18 protein-coding genes are annotated in these 18,530 nt (G+C 71.5%); 8 read left to right on the plus strand and 10 right to left on the minus strand.

What is annotated here, in order from left to right; translation table 11 throughout:
- Positions 1–9: 9 nt before the first annotated feature.
- From ACQPYA_RS31330 to ACQPYA_RS31355, 6 genes are all read left to right on the plus strand, one after another.
- Positions 10–1,608 carry a protein kinase family protein gene (locus ACQPYA_RS31330; RefSeq protein WP_433530570.1) on the plus strand — a complete coding sequence of 533 codons (1,599 nt, stop codon included), beginning with the start codon at positions 10–12 and terminating at the stop codon, positions 1,606–1,608.
- 40 nt (positions 1,609–1,648) lie between these two features.
- Positions 1,649–2,395, plus strand: a complete 747-nt coding sequence (sigM, locus tag ACQPYA_RS31335; RefSeq protein ID WP_433530571.1) for an RNA polymerase sigma factor SigM — start codon at positions 1,649–1,651, stop codon at positions 2,393–2,395.
- Positions 2,392–3,501, plus strand: a complete 1,110-nt coding sequence (locus ACQPYA_RS31340) for a hypothetical protein (protein WP_433530572.1) — start codon at positions 2,392–2,394, stop codon at positions 3,499–3,501. Before sigM ends, ACQPYA_RS31340 begins: the two co-directional genes overlap by 4 nt.
- Positions 3,502–3,676: 175 nt before the next feature.
- Positions 3,677–4,621, plus strand: a complete 945-nt coding sequence (gene trxB / locus ACQPYA_RS31345) for a thioredoxin-disulfide reductase (protein WP_433533709.1) — start codon at positions 3,677–3,679, stop codon at positions 4,619–4,621.
- Between the two features lie 35 nt (positions 4,622–4,656).
- Positions 4,657–4,980 carry a thioredoxin gene (trxA, locus tag ACQPYA_RS31350; protein ID WP_111212458.1) on the plus strand — a complete coding sequence of 108 codons (324 nt, stop codon included), beginning with the start codon at positions 4,657–4,659 and terminating at the stop codon, positions 4,978–4,980.
- Between the two features lie 205 nt (positions 4,981–5,185).
- Positions 5,186–6,352 carry an N-acetylmuramoyl-L-alanine amidase gene (locus ACQPYA_RS31355; RefSeq protein ID WP_433530573.1) on the plus strand — a complete coding sequence of 389 codons (1,167 nt, stop codon included), beginning with the start codon at positions 5,186–5,188 and terminating at the stop codon, positions 6,350–6,352.
- Between the two features lie 12 nt (positions 6,353–6,364).
- Here the strand turns inward: ACQPYA_RS31355 and ACQPYA_RS31360 are convergent, their stop codons facing one another.
- Positions 6,365–7,030, minus strand: a complete 666-nt coding sequence (locus ACQPYA_RS31360; RefSeq protein ID WP_433530574.1) for a GNAT family N-acetyltransferase — start codon at positions 7,028–7,030, stop codon at positions 6,365–6,367.
- Positions 7,031–7,322: 292 nt separating this feature from the next.
- On the opposite strand from ACQPYA_RS31360, the gene ACQPYA_RS31365 reads away from it, so the two are divergent.
- Both ACQPYA_RS31365 and ACQPYA_RS31370 read left to right on the plus strand, forming a co-directional pair.
- Positions 7,323–8,636, plus strand: coding sequence for a PLP-dependent aminotransferase family protein (locus ACQPYA_RS31365; RefSeq protein ID WP_433530575.1), 1,314 nt, complete (start codon positions 7,323–7,325; stop codon positions 8,634–8,636).
- 8 nt (positions 8,637–8,644) lie between these two features.
- Complete coding sequence (locus tag ACQPYA_RS31370; protein WP_433530576.1) at positions 8,645–9,634, plus strand: D-alanine--D-alanine ligase family protein; 990 nt, start codon at positions 8,645–8,647, stop codon at positions 9,632–9,634.
- 192 nt (positions 9,635–9,826) lie between these two features.
- Here the strand turns inward: ACQPYA_RS31370 and ACQPYA_RS31375 are convergent, their stop codons facing one another.
- The 9 genes from ACQPYA_RS31375 to rpmH form a co-directional block, all read right to left on the minus strand.
- On the minus strand, positions 9,827–10,903 hold the full coding sequence (locus ACQPYA_RS31375; protein ID WP_433530577.1) for a hypothetical protein: 1,077 nt from the start codon (positions 10,901–10,903) through the stop codon (positions 9,827–9,829).
- A 772-nt stretch (positions 10,904–11,675) separates the two neighbouring features.
- Complete coding sequence (locus ACQPYA_RS31380; RefSeq protein WP_433530578.1) at positions 11,676–12,692, minus strand: ParB/RepB/Spo0J family partition protein; 1,017 nt, start codon at positions 12,690–12,692, stop codon at positions 11,676–11,678.
- Between the two features lie 27 nt (positions 12,693–12,719).
- Positions 12,720–14,024: an AAA family ATPase gene (locus tag ACQPYA_RS31385; RefSeq protein WP_433530579.1), complete on the minus strand. Its 1,305-nt coding sequence runs from the start codon at positions 14,022–14,024 to the stop codon at positions 12,720–12,722.
- A gap of 339 nt (positions 14,025–14,363) precedes the next feature.
- Positions 14,364–15,068, minus strand: a complete 705-nt coding sequence (gene rsmG, locus ACQPYA_RS31390) for a 16S rRNA (guanine(527)-N(7))-methyltransferase RsmG (RefSeq protein ID WP_433530580.1) — start codon at positions 15,066–15,068, stop codon at positions 14,364–14,366.
- 181 nt (positions 15,069–15,249) lie between these two features.
- Entirely contained in the window at positions 15,250–15,777 is a 528-nt protein-coding gene (locus tag ACQPYA_RS31395; protein WP_433533710.1) for a protein jag, read from the minus strand.
- Between the two features lie 266 nt (positions 15,778–16,043).
- Positions 16,044–17,030 (minus strand): membrane protein insertase YidC, encoded by a 987-nt coding sequence (yidC, locus tag ACQPYA_RS31400; protein WP_433530581.1) that lies wholly within the window; start codon positions 17,028–17,030, stop codon positions 16,044–16,046.
- Between the two features lie 3 nt (positions 17,031–17,033).
- Entirely contained in the window at positions 17,034–17,273 is a 240-nt protein-coding gene (yidD, locus tag ACQPYA_RS31405) for a membrane protein insertion efficiency factor YidD (RefSeq protein ID WP_433530582.1), read from the minus strand.
- A gap of 44 nt (positions 17,274–17,317) precedes the next feature.
- Entirely contained in the window at positions 17,318–17,731 is a 414-nt protein-coding gene (gene rnpA, locus ACQPYA_RS31410; protein WP_433530583.1) for a ribonuclease P protein component, read from the minus strand.
- A gap of 34 nt (positions 17,732–17,765) precedes the next feature.
- Complete coding sequence (rpmH, locus tag ACQPYA_RS31415; RefSeq protein ID WP_007073824.1) at positions 17,766–17,903, minus strand: 50S ribosomal protein L34; 138 nt, start codon at positions 17,901–17,903, stop codon at positions 17,766–17,768.
- Between the last annotated feature and the right edge of the window lie 627 nt (positions 17,904–18,530).

Raw genomic sequence — 18,530 nt, forward strand, 5'->3', positions numbered from 1 at the left:
GGAAGTCACATGCCCAGCAGCGCGGGTCCATCGATCGACACGATCACCGAGGGAGGACGGGTGACCCAGGTCGGCGAGGGTCAGGACGCGGACGAGACCACTCCGCCGGTCATGACCTTCGGTGCTCCGACGGCCGGTGAGATCCTCGCCGAACGTTACGAGCTGGTCGAGCACATCAACAACGACAGCGCGGGCCGGTTGGTCTGGCGCGGGGTCGATGTCGTGCTGCGCCGGCCCGTCGCGGTGGTGATGCGCTACCCGGGCGGCGAATCCGCCACCGAGATGCTCCAGGCCGCCGTCGCGGCCAGCCGGGTCATCCACCCCAACCTGGTCGGCGTCTACGACGCTATCGACGAGGCCGAGCGGGCCTACGTGGTACGCGAGTGGGTCGACGGGCGGTCGCTGCGGGAGCTGGTCGCGGACGGGCCGATGGACGCCGGCCGGGCCACCGCGGTCGGCAACTCGGTCGCCAGCGCGCTGGCCGCCGTGCACGCCACCGGCATGGTGCACGGCAACGTGCACCCGGGCACCGTGATGATCAGTGACGACGGCCGGGTGGTGCTGGCGGACGCCCGTACCGACGGTGCCGACACCCAGGAGAGCGACGTCCGGGCGGTCGGCGGCATCCTCTACTTCGCGTTGACCGGCTACTGGCCGCACGCCGAGGCGCCGCTTCGAGGCGCGACCGCCGGGCACGGCCGGGCGGCCATCCCCGACGCGGTGCGGGACGCCAATGGCGCGGTGGCGGCTCCGCGTCAGGTCCGGGCCGGGGTGCCGGCCTATCTCGACGATCTCACGATGGACCTGCTCGACGGCGAGATCGCACCGCCGTCGTCGGACGTCCTCGCCGCGGAGCTGGCCCGGCTCGACGTGCCCGACGACGACTACCTCGACAACAGCGGTCCGTTGCGTTTTGCCGCCGAGACCGGCGAGGAGCCCTCCCCGCTGGCCGCCGCGGGTGGCCGCAAGGTCGCCCTGGGCATCGCCGGCCTGCTGGCGGTGGCCCTGATCGGCCTGATCATCGGCATCAGCACGCTCGGCGACGACGAGGATCCGCAGAAGAGCCCGGTCGCCGCGCCCAGCACCAGCACACCGACGAGCGAGGAGCCAGCGGCGCCGACCGTCCGCAACCTGAAGATCAACACGGCCCGGATCATCGACCCGGACAGCCGGGACCGGGCCGAGGTACGCGACGCCGAGAAGGTCTTCGACGGTGACCGCGACGCCGGCTGGTCGACGCAGACGTACCGCGGGAGCAGCAACTTCGGCAACCTCAAGCGGGGCATGGGTGTCTGGATCGACCTCGGTGGCGAGCACAGCGTCAGGTCGGTACAGGTGAACCTCTCCGACCAGGGTGCCTCCGCAGAGCTTCTCACCGGCACGATCGATGCCCCCTCCACCAGTGCCGGCGACGACCAGCTCCTCAAGGCGTACCAGAAGACCAGGATCGGTCAGCCTTTCGAGGAGCACGACGGCACCACGATGGCCTTCGACGGCTTCGACGCCGACCAGAAGTACCGGTACCTGCTGTTCTGGATCACCGACCTGCCCCCGAGCGGGAGCGGCTTCAAGCTCGGTGTCCAGGAGATCACGGTCCAGGGGTCATGATCTGGTCGCCACCGGAGCGGCACACCCACCGGACCTGGTGATGGAGGTACGCGGCGGACCCGCGGCCGGCCGGGACCGGGCCGCCGGAGCACCGGTTGACGACCCGGTGAGCGACCTCGACCTGCTGCACGCCCACGTGGCCGGCGACCGGGACGCGTTCGCCGTGCTGTTCCACCGGCACCGGGACCGGCTCTGGGCGGTGGCGCTGCGTACGCTCGGCGACCGCGAGGAGGCCGCCGACGCGCTCCAGGACGCGCTGCTCTCCGCCCACCGCGCCGCGGCCCGGTTCCGGGGCGACTCCGCCGTCACCACCTGGCTGCACCGGATCGTGGTGAACGCCTGCCTCGACCGGATCCGCCGCCGGCAGGCCCATCCCACGGTGCCGCTACCCGACGGGACCCACGGGCCGGGCGACGGCTCCGGCACCGGCGGGGTCGAGCCGGCCGCACCGGTGCACGACCACGACACCGCGCTGGTCGTTCGCGAGGCCCTGGCCGCGCTCCCGGTCGAGCAGCGGGCCGCTCTCATCCTCGTGGATGTGCAGGGATACCCGGTCGCGGAGGTCGCGCGGATCCTCGGCGTGGCCGAAGGCACGGTCAAGAGTCGGTGCGCCCGGGGCCGGGCCCGGCTGGCTGTCCTCCTCGGCCACCTGCGCTCCGGTGGTGAGCAGCCACCTTCCGCCGCGTCGAACGTGCCGGGGGTCACTCGGGGGAACCCGAGAGCACCGCAAAGCGTCCGATCGGGGTCGGGACGGTCCCGACCGGATGCCAACCAGGAGGACGCGTGAGTACCGGGGAGTTCAGCGGGGTCGACCACGACCTGCTCGCCGACTACCTCGGCGGCGCGCTGGACGGCACCCCGGAGGAGGCCGAGGTCGCGCGGCTCGTCGCGCAGGATCCGGCCTGGGCGCAGGCACACGCGCTGCTGGCCCCGGCCGTCGACGGCGTCCGCGCCGAGCTGGCCGCTTGGGGCAGCCCGGCACCGGAGATGCCGGCAGCGCTCGCCGACCGGATTCTCGCCGCGCTGGACGCCGGTTTCCCGACGGCCGAGAACGCCGCGTCCGCCGGGGCTGGTTCGGGCGACCACGACCTGGCCGGGGTGGGCAGTCCGGCCGTACCGGTAACCGGGTCGGCCGACGATCCGGTATCGCCCGCCGACGCTTCCGACCCGGTCCCGGTCGGCGCGGTATCGACCGTCGTGCCGGCCCAGCCTCTCGGTGGCCCCCGGCGTTCCACCGGCACGACGAGGCCGGGCCAGGAGCGCCCCGCCCCGACCCGGCCGGGACGACGCCGGCGCCGTTGGGTCCGGGTGGCCGGTCCGGTCGCGCTCGCCACCGTGGCGGTCTTCGGGCTGGGCGCCCTCCAGTTGGCCCGTCCGAACCAGGGTGCCGACACCACCGCCGGCACCGCCCTGAGCGATCCGGGCCCGGCCGCACCCCATGCGTACGGCTCCGACGAGTCCGGCGAGCGGGCAGCGACCGAGCCGGACCGAGCCATGGCGAGCGCCACGCCCTTCCGGATCGCCAGCCCGCCACAGAGCACCGGCACCGACTACACCGCGGAGACGTTGGCGGCCGCGACCGCCACCCAGCCCTTCGCCACCAAGGTGGAGCCGGAGATCAGCGTGCAGAGTGAGCGCCTCGCCGTTCCCGGTGACCTGGAACGGCTCGGCGACCAGGCGGCGTTGAGCGCCTGCCTGGCCGAGATCGGCACCGAGCACGGCTTCAGGCCCCTGGTCTTCGACGTCGTCGACTACGCCCGCTTCGAGGGACACCCGGCGCTGGTGGTCCGCTTCACGGACGGCACCGGCGCGCACTGGGCGTGGGTCAGTGGGCCCGAGTGCGGCATCCCCGGGTCCGGCTCGGACACCCGCTACCGTACGCGGGTAGGGTGAATCGACAGTCACCGTACGTTTGGCCGTCCACGTGACGTGACCCACCGGATGACCGGCTCGGGAATCCCCGGTTCGTACGATGACGTTCTGCAGATCAGTCGCCGCCGCGTCGGCACTCGGATCGGCATCGGCGGTCAACGCCGGTGGCGGCAGTCAACACGATTGGGAGATGGCAGTGGACGAGGTCCGCAACCTGGTCATCATCGGCTCCGGGCCGGCCGGCTACACCGCGGCGGTCTACGCGGCACGCGCCAACCTCAAGCCCTTGATCATCGAAGGCGTACAGTCCGGTGGCGCGCTGATGACCACCACCGAGGTGGAGAACTTTCCCGGTTTCGCGGACGGCATCCTCGGGCCCGAGCTGATGGACAACATGCGTAAGCAGGCCGAGCGGTTCGGTGCCGAGTTCCTGACCGACGACGTCACCCGGGTCGAGCTGGCCGATACCGGCCATCCCGGCGCGCTGAGCACCGTCTGGGTCGGCGAGACCGCCTACCAGGCCCGGGCGGTCATCCTGGCCACCGGCTCCGCCTGGCGTCCGCTCGGCGTCCCCGGTGAGCAGGAGTACCTCGGCCACGGCGTCTCCTCCTGTGCCACCTGCGACGGCTTCTTCTTCCGCAACCAGCGCATCGTGGTGGTCGGAGGTGGCGACTCGGCGATGGAGGAGGCCAGCTTCCTGACCCGCTTCGCCGAGTCGGTCACCATCATCCACCGCCGCGACTCGTTCCGGGCGAGCAAGATCATGGCTGAGCGGGCGCTGGGCAACGACAAGATCAAGGTCGAGTGGAACACCGTGGTCGAGGAGGTCCTCGGCGCGGACGGCAAGGTCTCCGGCGTACGGGTGCGAAACGTGCACACCGGCGAGGCCAAGGTGCTCGACGTCACCGGCGTGTTCGTGGCGATCGGCCACGACCCGCGCAGTGAGCTGTTCCGCGGGCAGGTGGAGCTGGACGACGAGGGGTACGTGAAGGTCGAGTCGCCCAGCACCCGGACCAGCATCCCCGGTGTCTTCGCCGCCGGAGACCTGGTCGACCACACGTACCGGCAGGCCATCACCGCGGCCGGCACCGGCTGTGCGGCCGCCCTGGACGCGGAACGCTTCATCGCCACGCAGCCCTAGAGCTGAACAGACACATCCCGGAGGAGGGGTCAAGAGTGGGAGCAACCAAGTCGGTCACCGACGCGAGTTTCGCCGCCGACGTGCTCAAGTCCGACAAGCCGGTCCTGGTGGATTTCTGGGCTGAATGGTGCGGGCCGTGCCGCAAGGTGTCGCCGCTGCTGGAGGAGATCGCCGGTGAGATGGGCGACCAGGTCAGCATCGTCAAGCTCAACATCGACGAGAACCCGGAGACGGCCCGCACCTACCGCGTGATGTCGGTGCCGACCCTCACCGTGTTCAAGAACGGCGAACCGGTGCAGTCGATCGCGGGTGCCAAACCCAAGGGCGAACTGGTCAAGCTGATCCAGTCGGCGCTCTGATCCCTCGGCGACCACCGACCACCGTCGACCCCGTACCGGGCCCACCGGTACGGGGTCGAGGCGTTTCTCCACCCCTGCGCATCGCCACCGCATAACCTCGAATCCAAGGGCCGCCGGACGCCGGTGACCACCTGGTCCCCGTCGCGGTGCCGACACGCGCCGCCGACGGGCCGGCCAGCCACCGAGGTTGCAGAGGGGGTCGTGCGTGCGTCCGATCCGTTCCGGTGACCGGGGGCCGGCAGTGGCCGAGATCCGCTCGGTGCTGACCGGTCTCGACCTGCTCTCCAAGGCGACCGGCCCGTACCACGACGAGTTCGACGCGGCCACGGAACGAGCCGTGCGGGCGTTCCAGCAGTCCCGGGGGCTCAGCGTCGACGGCCGGGTCGGCGCCGAGACCTGGCGCGCGCTCGACGCGGCACGCTGGCGGCTCGGTGCCCGGACCCTCTACCACGCGGTGCCGGTGCCGCTCACCGGCGAGGATGTCCGGTCGTTGCAGGAACGGCTGCTGGAAATGGGGTACGACGCCGGCCGGGCCGACGCCATCTACGGCATCCGCACCTCCCGCGCGGTGGCCCAGTTCCAGCGGGAGGTGGGGTTGACCCCGGACGGCACCTGCGGCCCGCACACCACGGGCGCGCTACGCCGGCTCGGCCGCAAGGTGGTCGGCGGCCGGCCGCAGTGGCTGCGCGAGTCCGACGCCATCCGCCAGTCCGGGCCGACGCTGGTCGGCCGGACGGTGGTCATCGACCCGGGGCACGGCGGCACCGACCCGGGCGTGGTGGTGCCCGACGGTCCGCTGCGCTGGACCGAGGCGGACCTGGTGCACGATCTGGCCAACCGGCTGGAGGGGCGACTCGCCGCGTCGGGCGTACGGGTGCAGCTCACCCGCGGGCCGGCACCGGAGACCTGCCTGCCCGACATCGACCGGGCGCAGCTGGCCAACTCGCTCGGTGCCGACGTCTTCATCTCGCTGCACACCGACGGGCACGCCAACCCCGCCGCCGAGGGGGTCGCCACGTACCACTACGGCACCGACAACGGGGTGACCTCGGCGACCGGGGAGCGGCTCGCCGGGCTGGTCCAGCGGGAGATCGTGGCGCGTACCGGGCTGCGCGACTGCCGTACCCACGCCAAGGCGTGGGACCTGCTCCGGCTCACCCGGATGCCGGCGGTACGCGTCGAAGTCGGCTACCTCACCTCGCCGGCGGACCGGCAGCGGCTGGTCGACCCGCGCTTCCGGGACAAGCTGGTCGAGGCGATCGTGGCGGCGGTGCAGCGGATGTACCTGCCGATCGAGCGCGACGTGCCGACCGGTTCGATCGACGTGAGCGAGCTGCGGGCCGCGGTGGCCGCCGGCACCGTGGTCGACTGACCGCCCGTTGCCTCAGCCGGCGGTGGAGCGGGTGGCCGGGGTGGGCCGGACCGGGCGCAGCAGCGACTCCGGGCTCATCGAGCCGAGCAACTTCTCCAGCGCGTACTCGACGTCCGATTTCCAGCTCAACGCCGTGCGCAGCTCCAGCCGTAGCCGGGGGAAGCGGGGGTGCGGTCGGACGGTCTTGAAGCCCACCGAGAGGAAGAAGTCGGCGGGCGCGACGCAGGCGCCGGCCGGATCGGCCGCGTCGCCGAACTTGGCATCGCCGAACGCCTCGATCGCCTTGATGCCACGCTTGGTCAGATCGCGGGCGACCCCCTGCACCAGCATCCGGCCGAGTCCGCCGCCGGTGAAGGCAGGCACCACGTTCGCGGTCATCAGCAGTGCCGCGTCGGCCGAGACCGGCGAGGTGGGAAACGCCATCGAGCGGGGCACGTAGGCCGGCGGGGCGTACATGACGAAGCCGGCCGGCATCCCGTCGACGTAGACCAGCTTGCCGCAGGAACCCCACTCCAGCAGGGTCTGCGAGACCCACGCCTCCTTCTCCAGCCCCGGGTCACCGGCGGCGCAGGCGCGGTCGGCGGAAACCGGATCAAGCTCCCAGTAGACGCACTGCCGGCATGGACGGGGCAGATCCTCCAGGGTGTCCAGGGTCAGGCTGACCAGGCGTCGCGACATCGGCGCATCCCCACACTAGGCTCGGCAGTGGGACCGGCCCCAGACGGCACCGCCGCATTCCTGCCCCCGACGAGCGATCGTACGCCGTTGATCCGCAGCGCGGGAGAGGACGCGCGAAAGCGCACCTCGGGTGCGCCGCCGCCGGTCCGGCATGTGGACGCGCAGGTAATTCAAGAGGCCATCAGCGCTCCACGGCGGCTACGATCGACACTCGGCGTGCCGTGCCGCCATGGTCGCCGGTGTCCCGGGTATCCGGGACGGGAGCCGCCCGAGCCGCCATCGAGGTGATGTCATGACCGGCACGACACTCGACGACTACACCGACCGGTACGCCCGCCGGGTGCGGGGGATGACCGCCTCGGAGATCCGGGCGCTCTTCGCGGTCGCCAGTCGACCGGAGGTCGTCTCGCTCGCCGGTGGCGCGCCGTACATCGCCGCCCTCCCGCTGGACGCCGTCGGCGAGATGCTCGGCCGGCTCGGCGCCGAACACGGGACCACCACCCTCCAGTACGGCATCGGCCAGGGCACCCTGGAGCTGCGGGAGCGGATCTGCGAGGTGATGTCCCTCTCCGGCATCGACGCCGCCTGCGGCGCCTCTCCCGAGGACGTGGTGGTGACCGTCGGCGGGCAACAGGCGCTCGACCTGGTGGCCCGGCTCTTCCTCGACCCGGGTGACGTGGTGCTCGCCGAGGGTCCGACCTACGTCGGCGCGCTCGGGGTGTTCCAGGCCGCCCAGGCGCAGGTCGCGCATGTGCCGATGGACGACGACGGGCTGATTCCCGAGGCGCTGGAGATCGCCATTGCCGATCAGGCCCGCGCCGGTCGGCGGGTCAAGTTCCTCTACACGATCCCGACCTACCAGAATCCGGCCGGCGTGACGCTGACCGAGGAGCGGCGGGAGCGGGTCCTCGACATCTGCGAGCGCGCCGGGCTGCTCGTGGTCGAGGACGACCCGTACGGCCAGTTGGGCTTCGAGAACGAGGCGCCGGCGCCGTTGCGGGCCCGGCGTCGCGAGGGCGTCTTCTACCTCAGCACCTTTTCCAAGACCTTCGCCCCGGGGCTGCGGGTCGGCTGGATCCTCGCGCCGCACGCCGTACGCGACAAGCTGGTGATCGCCAGCGAGGCGCAGATCCTCTGCCCCAGCGCGTACGCGCAGTCCGCCGTCACCACGTACCTCAGCACCATGCCCTGGCGCGAGCAGCTGAAGGTCTACCGGGAGGTCTACCGGGAGCGGCGGGATGCGATGCTCACCGCCCTGGAGGATCTGATGCCGGCCGGGACCAGGTGGACCTCCCCCGGCGGCGGCCTTTTCGTCTGGGCGACCCTGCCCGACGGGCTGGACTCGAAGGCGATGATGCCCCGGGCCATCGCCGCCCGGGTGGCGTATGTGCCCGGCACCGGCTTCTACGCCGACGGCACGGGCAACAGCCACATCCGGCTCAACTTCTCCTTCCCGTCACCGGAGCGGATCCGGGAGGGCGTCCGCCGGTTGGCCAGCGTCATGGAGCAGGACATCGCCATGCGGCGGGTCTTCGGCGCGGTCGGCGGGCCGGGTTCCCGGCGCGGCCAGGCCGGCTCGGACGCCCCGGGTCCCGACTTGGCATGATGCCCGGCATGGGTGCCACCGCTGCTGAAGAACCCGTCGAGTCCGGTTCCGCCACCGCCGACCTGCACGTGCTCGTGCTCGCCGGCGGCCTGTCGTACGAGCGGGACGTGTCGCTGCGTTCCGGCCGTCGGGTGCTCGACGCGCTACGTGCCGTCGGGATGGAGGCCGAGCTGCGCGACGCCGATGTCGCCCTGCTGCCGGCGCTGGCCGCCGATCCGCCGGACGCCGTGATGATCGCTCTGCACGGTGCCACCGGCGAGGACGGATCGCTACGCGGAGTCCTCGACCTCTGTGGTGTCCCGTACGTCGGGTGTGACGCGCGGGCATCGCGGCTCGCCTGGGACAAGCCGTCGGCGAAGGCGGTGCTCCGGGAGGCCGGCATCGCCACTCCCGACTGGGTCGCGCTGCCACACGACCGGTTCAGCGAACTGGGCGCGGTCGCGGTGCTGGACCGCATCGTCGACCGGCTGGGGCTGCCGCTGATGGTGAAGCCCGCCCAGGGCGGTTCCGGCCTCGGCGCCGCCGTGGTCCGGGACGCGGCGTCGCTGCCGGCCGCCATGGTCGGTTGTTTCGCGTACGACCCCACTGCGCTGGTGGAACGCTACGTGCCCGGCATGGACGTGGCGGTCTCCGTCATCGACCTGGGCGACGGACCGCAGGCGCTACCGCCGGTCGAGATCGTGCCGCGCAACGGGGTGTACGACTACGCCGCCCGCTACACCGCCGGCCGGACCACCTGGCACACGCCGGCCCGGTTGGAGCCGGCGGTGACCGAGTCGGTGGCCCAGGTCGCGTTGGCCGCCCACACCGCCCTCGGGCTCCGTGACCTCAGTCGCGTCGACCTGATCGTCGACGCGGCCGGCCAGCCGCACGTGCTGGAAGTCAACGTCTCCCCGGGGATGACCGAGACGTCGCTGCTGCCACTCGCGGTGCAGGCGGCCGGACTCGACTTCGGGCGCGTGATCAGCGGCCTGGTCGCCCGCGCCGCCGCCCGCTGACGCACCCCCTCCGGCCACCGATCGACCCTGCCCACCACCTTGGTCCCAGGACCGTCTACGGACGGTCCTGGGACAGTTGAGTGGCCCGGCGGCCCCGGTCTACGTCTCCGCCCCGTTCTCGCCAAACCTTCATCCCTGCCGCCCAGGACCTCGGCTCCTGCTCGGCCCGCCGGTCGGGACTCGGCCCTGCCTTCAGGACGTGCTCGGCCCGCCGGTCGGGGTGGCCGGGCCGCCGGGTTTTGTCTCGCCGGCTCGGTCGGCGGGCGTCGTCTCCAGACTCGTTGCCGATGCGCTCGCCTCGACTCCGTCGCCCGGCGACTCCGTGCCCGCGGCGGCGGCGGTTGTGGTTCCGGTCTCCGGGTCCGTCGCCTCGGAGGTCGCCCGCTGCCGTGACACGGGGACCGAGGCCGGACCGTCCGCCCCGGGCTCCTGCTCCGGCGTTACCCCCTCTGCTGCCGGAGCCAGCCCGGCCTCCGCCGGCCCGGCCTCCGCCGTCGCCGCGTCGCTGGCGGTTCCGTCCGGCTCGGCCGTGTCGGCTGCGGCGGGTTCCTCCTGACCACCCTGGGCCGTGAGTTCCTCGGGCGGATCGGGCGGCTCGGCCGTCTCCCCGATCACGTCCAGCAACGAGCCGCCGCCGGTCGACGTCTGCCCCTCAGACGGGGCCGACTGCGCGGCGAGGCTGGACGGAGCCTGCCATTGGATGCGGGGTGGCTCGGCCAGCGGGCGTCCGCCGAACTCGGCGAGCCACGCGGCCACGAGCGCGAGATTCTCCCGCCACTTCTCCTCGGAGATGGGCGGCAGGATCGAGTCCCAGAGGGAGAGGAAGGTCCCGCGGAGCTGGAGCCGTCCGTACGGGCGGGCAAGGAACCACATGTGGAGATGGGCCGACCCGTCACCCCAACGGTTGACGTGTACCCGGGCCACCCCGTCGAGCGAGCGGATGGCCCGTTCGAGCCGTACCGTCATCACGCCCAACTCGGCGGCGAGCAGGTTGGGCAGGTCGCCAAGATCGAGGTGCGACCGAGATTCCAGGATGAGAACCATCGGCAGACCGGTGGGGCGGTCCATCGCGCGTACGCGCCACCGCTCACCGACCCAGATGTAGGCGTCGTCGGGTGCCTGGCAGGCGGTGCATTCCCGGTGCGCCTCGCCCTTGCGGGGCGGTTCGACCGGGACCGGGTCGTCGAGTCGTTTGACCCGCAGGTCACCCTCGAAGGGGAAGGACGGCCACTGGGTGAAGTCCGGGACTGAGGGAGGGGTGTCGTGCACGACGCTGACCCTAACCGAGTCCGGGACCGCTGTCCCTACCTGAATCACCCTCCGTTTCGCGGAGGCTCGGACGGCTGGCCGTCGGCCACCCAGCCACCGTCCCCAAAGTTATCCACAGGATGCCGGGGTGCTCGATGACGGTCATCATCCCCGGCCCGACAAGGGATTTCAGCCTTCGTTTCACGTGAAACGCCGACGGCCTGTGGAAAACCGGTGTGGATAACATCGGGCACTCAATCCGCCGCTCCGGCGGACGGCGTCGACAGTTGCCCCCGGCTTCCTCGTTTCACGTGAAACAAGACCTGCGGACGCCGGCCACCCAACGCCCTGGCCGCCCGACACTGGATACGGGCAGGGGTCGGCTCCGGCGCGAACGGCAGCAGCCGATAATCAGGAGCCACGTTCGCCTCGGATGCCAGCCACGTCGCCTCCCCGAAGGGCAGCCACGTGGCGCGACCACGGCACGTACCCGTTGCGTCGGTTGAGGCAGAGCAACGGACCCGAGCGGACAACGTCACCGGTCGAAGGAAACAGCACCAGCAGTGACAGGGGTTCCACCGCCGAGCTTGGGGCCGGCCCTGCCCGGCTCCGACCAAGGCCACGGAGGACATCCCCCAGATCTCGATCCGCCCGTCCCGGGAGGCTCGAAAAGGCCGGCCCGTTTCACGTGAAACGCGGCCGGAGCGGCGGCTCGCGTGGACAGGAAAAAGCCCCTACCGACAGAACGGCCGCGCGCTCGCGATGCGAGGGCGCGGCCGTCGGTGCCGTCAGGTCAGTGTTCCGGCTCCTCCTGCTCGACACCGATGATGCCGACGATTCGCTCCAGGTCGTCGACCGTGGCGAACTCAATCGTGATCTTGCCCTTGCTCCGTCCGATGTCCACCTTCACCCGGGTGTCGAAACGGTCGGAGAGCCGGTCGGCGAGATCGTTCAGCGCGGGGGCGTGCGGCTTCGGCCGACGCTTGGCCGACTCCTTCTTGCTCGGGCCCTCGCTCAGGGCGAGCGCGACGATCTCCTCGGTCGCCCGGACCGAGAGGCCCTCGGCGACGATCCGCAACGCGAGCTGTTCCTGCGTTTCCGGATCCTCCAGGCTCAGCAGCGCCCGAGCGTGCCCTGCCGAGAGCACCCCGGCCGCCACCCGCCGCTGCACCTGGGCGGGCAGGTTCAGGAGCCGGATGGTGTTCGAGATCTGCGGCCGGCTGCGGCCGATCCGGCGCGCCAGTTCCTCATGGGTGGCACCGAACTCCTCCAGCAGCTGCTGGTAGGCGGCGGCCTCTTCCAGGGGGTTCAGGTTCGCCCGATGGATGTTCTCCAACAGCGCGTCCCGCAGCATGGCGTCGTCGCGGGTGTCGCGCACGATCGCCGGGATGTTGTCGCGGCCGACCGCCTGCGCCGCCCGCCACCGCCGCTCGCCCATGACGAGTTCGAACTTCTCGTCATCGAGCTGCCGCACCACGATCGGCTGAAGAAAGCCGACCTCCTGGATGGAGGTCTTCAGTTCCTCCAGCGCCTCCTCGTCGAATACCTGCCGCGGCTGCTTGGGATTGGGCACGATCGAGTCGACCGGAATCTCGGCGAAGCGTGCGCCGGGCACGGGGCTGAGGATCGGCTCGGGCGCACTCGCCGGTGCCGGTGTCGGCACCGCGGGCGGTACGACGACGCCGGGTGCCCCGTTCGCTCCGGCCGGGATCGCCTCGGCGCCGGCGACTGCGCCAGCATCCGGAGCCGGTCCGGTCGGGATGAGCGCCCCCAGGCCCCGTCCCAGACCACCCCGAGGACGGTTCTTCATGCCACGCCTCCCAGCGCCTCGTCCGCACTACGCATTCCGGATCACCGGCTCCTTGACGCCCCGCTCGGCGATCTCCTGGGCGGCCTCGAAGTAGCTCGTTGCCCCCCGCGATCCGGGATCGTAGGTCATCACCGATTGACCGTAACTGGGTGCCTCGGAGACGCGCACGTTGCGCGGGATGACCGCCTGGAGCACCTTGTCGCCGAAGTGGTTCCGGACATCCTGCTCGACCGCGTCCGCGAGCCGGGTACGCCGGTCGTACATGGTGAGCAGGATCGTGGATACTTCGAGCCGCGGGTTGAGGTGCTGGCGTACCAGGTTGATGTTGTTGATGAGCTGGTTCAGCCCCTCAAGCGCGTAGTACTCGCACTGGATGGGGATGAGCACTTCCTCGGCGGCCACCAACGCATTCACCGTCAACAGGCCGAGCGACGGCGGGCAGTCGATGAAGACGTAGTCGAAGTGCCCGGGGTAGGCGTCGATGGCCCGGTTCAGCCGCGATTCGCGGGCCACCACGGAGACCAGCTCGATCTCCGCACCGGCCAGGTCGATAGTGGCCGGTACGCACCAGAGATTGGGGATGCCCTCGACCGCCTGGGTCACATCCTCCAGCGGAACGCTGTTGATCAGGCAGTCGTAGACGTCCGGCACACCGGTGTGGTGCGGGACGTTCAGCCCGGTGGAGGCGTTGCCCTGCGGGTCGAGATCGACCACGAGCACCCGGTTACCGTGCAGGGCAAGCGCCACCGCCAGGTTCACCGTGGTCGTGGTCTTGCCCACGCCACCCTTCTGGTTCGCGACGCACATGACCCGGGTCCGCTCGGGCCGAGGCATGGTCACCTCGCCACTTGGATTCAGGATATGCACGGCGCGCATCGCCTCCATAGCCAACGGTGGGTCATCCTCTTCGCGCGTCGAAGTTTCACGTGAAACGTACGCGGTCTCGGCAGCGGCCGGCTCGTAGGGCCCGGCCGGCGGTGCGGGCGTGTCAGACGCCGGATGGGGATCCGGCACCACCCCGGCCCCCGGCTGGTCCGACGACTCCGCAGCCTCGAACCGGGCGACAGCAGCGGCGTTCCGCCGGATCGGGATCACGCGTGCGTCGGGGACGGCGTTGCCGGGTCGACCGACCAGCTCCGAAGCAGCCCACTCGGCAGACGGATCGGAGCCCGGCGGCCACGAAACACCCGGCGCGGATGTGTCCCGGCCGGACTTCGGCGGGCTCTGCGATGCCTCGGGGGACCGCCAACTCGGGTAGTCGGTTTCACGTGAAACAGGGTCACCCGCTGACCCGGTCACGCGCGGATCGTCGTACCTGCCGTCGTCATGCACCTGTCATCCCTGCCCGCTTCGGATGGTCGGTCCGCATCCGTCGACCGGGGCCACTCGCGCTGTCCAGCAGAGTTGCCGCCCGGCGGGAGCGGTCGCGCCCCGGAGGACATCCATCACCGCCCGCTCCACACTATCGACGCGCGGATCAGCCTACGGCGCACGGGCGTTGCCGGTCCACGTCGGGTTCGCAACCCGCCGACCGAATCCCTGGAATGCGGCCACGAACCGGTCGGGCGGGCCGCCCAACGCCCGACCGAAAGGTGCCGACCGGGCCCGACATCGACGCGCCGGACCGCCCGCACCGGGGCTACCGGCGGACCGGACCCGGTCGGGATCGGCTCATCGTCGGCGAGCTCTGCCGGCCCGCGCCTTCTTGGGCGAGACTCCGGCAGCCCGGCCGATCACCCGCTCGCGGACGATCTCGACCACGGTGGTCGGGGGATCCACGATCCCTTCGCCGCATCGGTGCAGCACGGGACCCCCGCCACCGAGCCGCTGCACCGCCGGGGCGTGCTCGGTTATCTCCTCAGCCGCCGAGGCGCCCTTCAGGGCGAGCAGGCACCCGCCCGGTGCGGCCAGTGGCAGGCACCAGGCGGCGAGCCGGTCCAGTGGGGCGACCGCCCGGGCGGTGACCACGTCGCCGTGCACCGGGTCCGGCCCGGCGGCTGCCTCCTCGGCCCGCCCGCGGAACACCCGGACCGCCCCGTCCAGCGCCAGTGCGTCCACCGCCACCTCCAGGAAGGCGGTACGGCGGGCCAGCGGCTCGATCAGCGTCACCGTGAGGTCGGGCCGGGCGATGGCGAGCACCAGGCCGGGCAGGCCAGCTCCGGATCCCACGTCGAGCACGGTTGCGCCGGGCGGGATCAGCTCGCCGACCGCCGCGCAGTTGAGCAGGTGCCGGTCCCAGATCCGGGGCGCCTCACGGGGGCCGATCAGGCCCCGGACCACACCGTCGGTGGCCAGCAGTTCGGCGTACGCGGCGGCGAGGTGCAGGCGGTCACCGAAGAGCCGCTGGGCCGCCTCGGCCAGCTCGGGCGGCAGCACGGCGACGGCTGGCTGCGGCGACGCCGGCCCGGCCGACGCGGGTCGGGTCGGGTCGGAAGATCCGGGTGGCCGCGCCGATCCGGCCGGCTCGGGAGAGCCCGGGGGGACAGCCGACGGCCCGGGCGGCGTACCACCCGGGCCGGACGGGGCACCACCCGTGATGTCGTCTCGGGACACCCGATCAGTCCGCGGGGCGGACGACGATGCGCCGGTTGGGCTCGACACCCTCGGACTCGCTCTCCACCCCGTCGATCGCGTTGACCACGTCGTGAACGCACTTACGCTCGAAGGCCGACATCGGCTCCAGCCGCACCGGCTCGCCGTGCTCCTTGACCTTTTCGACCGCGTTCCGGGCGACCGCCGCGAGTTCCTTGCGGCGGTTGGCCCGGTAGCCGCCGACGTCGAGCAGCAGCCGACTCGGCGTGCCGGTCTGCCGGAAGACGGCGAGCCGGGCCAGTTCCTGGAGCGCTTCCAGGGTGGCACCGCGCTGGCCGACCAGGTTCTGGAGGCGGCCGCCGACCACCTCGACCACCGGCCGACCACCCGACACCAGTTCGTCGATGTCGCCGTCGTAGTCGAGGATGTCGAGCAGCCCTTCGACGTAGTCGGCCGCGATCTCGCTCTGCCGGAACAGGTCGCCCTCACCGGCCCTGCTCGGCGCCGATTCCGCTTCGGTCTCCTCCGGCTCGCCGTCGACCAGAGCCGCCACGGTCGGCTCGTCGCCGTCCAGGGGCTGGTCGGCGCGGGGGATGCTGGTGTCGGTCACGGTGTCATCTCCGTACTCGCTCGGCCGGACCTCGGGTCCGATGGTTTCCCGCGGCCGGCGGGACGTCGCCGGTGCCCACGGGCACGTCTGTAGGGCAGTCTCGCCCGTCCGCCACGTCACGCGCGGCGCTTCGCGCTCCGGCGCCGGCCTTTCGGCGGCTGCACGATGCAACGGGCCGCCGCCGGTCTCCCGGCGGCGGCCCGGACGATTCAGCCCTGCCGCTTGGCGGGGCGGCCCTTCTTCGGGTTGGCCGGCTTGGCCCCCGGCTTCGGCCCGGCGACCTTCGGTGCGGCCGGCTTGGGCGGCGCCACCGCGGGCTTGCTCCGGCCGAAGAGGCCACCGGTCTTCGCCGGCTGGGTCCCGTTCCGCCCGGAGGTGCCCGGCTTGCTGGTCGCCGTCACCGGCGGCGGGAACTTGCGCAGCACCCACTGCTGCTGACCGAGGGTGAAGAGGTTGTTGGTGACCCAGTAGATGATCACACCGATCGGGAAGATCGCGCCGGAGACCAGCAGCGAGAGCGGGATGCCGTAGAGCATCAGGCGCTGGATCATCCGCTGCTGCGGATCCTCCGCCCAGCCGGTCTTGAGGATCATCTGACGGCTGGTGAGGTACGTGGTGCCCATCATCACCAGCACCAGCACACCCGCCATGATCTTGACGGTCGTGCTGTTCGCCCCGAGCTGCGCCAGCTCTTCAGCGGTCGAGCCGAACTTGCTGGCGATCGGCGCGGTGAAGAGTCGGGCGTCCGAGGCGCTGTTGAACTGCTCGACGGTCCAGCCGTAGATGTCCTTGTTGCTCTTCGCCGGGTCCGGGTTGAGGCGCTTCAGCACGTGGAAGAGGCCGAGGAAGACCGGGATCTGGAGGAACATCGGAAGGCAGCCCATCAGCGGGTTGGCCTTTTCCTTCCGGTAGAGCTCCATCATCTCCTTCTGGAGCGTCTCCCGGTCACCCTTGTGCTTCTCCTGTAGGGCCTTCACCTGGGGCTGGAGCGCCTGCATCGCCCGCTGCGACTTGATCTGCTTGACGAAGATCGGGAACAGGATCACCCGGACGGTGACCACCAGGAAGATGATGGCGAGAATCCACGCCCAGGTGGTGCCGAGGACCGTGGTGTCCGGAATCCCAGTGGCGTTCCAGGCCGAATGCCAGGTCAGCAGGATCCACGAGATCGCGTAGTAGATCCAGTCGAGACTCAATTCTCAGGCTCCAGTCACGTCGGCGGATCGGCGGTTGCCCGGCTCCGGCACCGGGTCGTATCCACCAGGATGGAATGGGTGGCAGCGCGACAGCCGCCGGACCGTCAGGCCGGTTCCCCGGAGCGCGCCGTGCCGGGCTATCGCCTCGACGGCGTACGCACTGCAGGACGGGTAGAACCGACAGCGGGCCGGCAGTGCCGGACTTATCCACCGACGGTACGCGATGATGGGCAGGGTCAGCACTCGGGCACCGGCGGTAGCCGGACGCGAGGGTGTCGGCTCGGTGCTCACCGTGACCGCCGTCCTCGCCCGGCCCGGGCGGCACCGAGCGCGGCGTCCAGGTCGACTCCGAGTCGTTGGTACGTGGCGTCGGCCGCGGCCGGCAGGGCGCGTACGACGAGGGTGCTTCCGGTCGGCAGGGCGGCGAGCCGTTCCCGGACCAGATGCCGCAACCGGCGACGGACCTTGTTCCGGACCACCGCGGACCCGACGGCCTTGGAAACCACAAAGCCGGCGCGGGACACCGGCGCGGAGTCTTCCTCCACACCGCCCCGCGCCGGCTTCGGCGCTACGTCTACGGCTTCGGGTGTGCCCGGCAGAGTCAGGTGGACGACCAGCGCGCCCCGCCCGGCCCGACGGCCACCGCGGACCGCTGCGGCGAAGTCGCTACTGCGCCGCAGTCGTTGCGCGGCTGCCAGCACGACTGCCTCGTCCCGCAGAGCGGACCCGTCGGCCTCAGGCCGACAGGCGGGCGCGGCCCTTGGCGCGGCGGGTCGAAAGGATGGCGCGGCCGGCCCGGGTGCGCATGCGCAGCCGGAAGCCGTGGGTCTTCGCGCGCCGGCGGTTGTTCGGCTGGTAGGTGCGCTTGCTCACGTCAGGCTCTCCGTTGTCGGACGGCCCGGGCGAGGGATCGCCAGGGTCGTGGTGGTCCGGGCCGCCGCTGCGGTGGCCTCGATCGGTGCTGCCCGGACGGGCGCGAAGCTTCAGCGGTGCGGGGAGCGACCGCGGGCAGCGAGCACCCATCACCCTAGCAGAGGGCGTGAGAGCAGCCCCTCCAGCCTAGGTCGGGGTGCAATCAGCGTCAAACCGGTCCACCTGGGCGGAGACCTGCGGCGCAGGCGACCGAAGCGGTGGTTTTCACTGATGCCGACAAGGGGGCAGGCGCGTCGACGGTTGATGATGCGGCGACAACGCTGTTACCGTGCCCGATTGCGGTCAGCGTAGGCCAAGCCCGGGATGTCGCCGGCAGGCAAGACCGGACACGGTAGTGAATCGTTCGGCACGGTGAACCCGCCTCAGCGCCCGGCTACGGCAGGGGGCAGGTCCGACCCGCGCCCGGCGGGCGGCCACAATCGGTCGGTACACAGGCTGTGGATAACTTGTGGAGGACGACCGGTAAGACGTCCGGGTGGGTGGCAGGTCAGGCCCGTTCGGCACGAAGCCTCCGGGCGGCCGGGGGACGGCGGCGTCCGGAAGCAGAGGCGAGGGGGTGGCACGACG

It is taken from the genome of Micromonospora sp. CA-263727 (assembly GCF_050942455.1).
Taxonomy (GTDB): Bacteria; Actinomycetota; Actinomycetes; order Mycobacteriales; family Micromonosporaceae; genus Micromonospora.

What these genes read in the sequence shown, in the direction of transcription:
- ACQPYA_RS31330 (WP_433530570.1), top strand. Translation starts at nt 10, where the DNA reads ATGCCCAGCAGCGCGGGTCCATCGATCGACACGATCACCGAGGGAGGA.
- sigM (WP_433530571.1), top strand. Translation starts at nt 1,649, where the DNA reads ATGGAGGTACGCGGCGGACCCGCGGCCGGCCGGGACCGGGCCGCCGGA.
- ACQPYA_RS31360 (WP_433530574.1), bottom strand. Translation starts at nt 7,030, where the DNA reads ATGTCGCGACGCCTGGTCAGCCTGACCCTGGACACCCTGGAGGATCTG.
- ACQPYA_RS31365 (WP_433530575.1), top strand. Translation starts at nt 7,323, where the DNA reads ATGACCGGCACGACACTCGACGACTACACCGACCGGTACGCCCGCCGG.
- ACQPYA_RS31370 (WP_433530576.1), top strand. Translation starts at nt 8,645, where the DNA reads ATGGGTGCCACCGCTGCTGAAGAACCCGTCGAGTCCGGTTCCGCCACC.
- ACQPYA_RS31380 (WP_433530578.1), bottom strand. Translation starts at nt 12,692, where the DNA reads ATGAAGAACCGTCCTCGGGGTGGTCTGGGACGGGGCCTGGGGGCGCTC.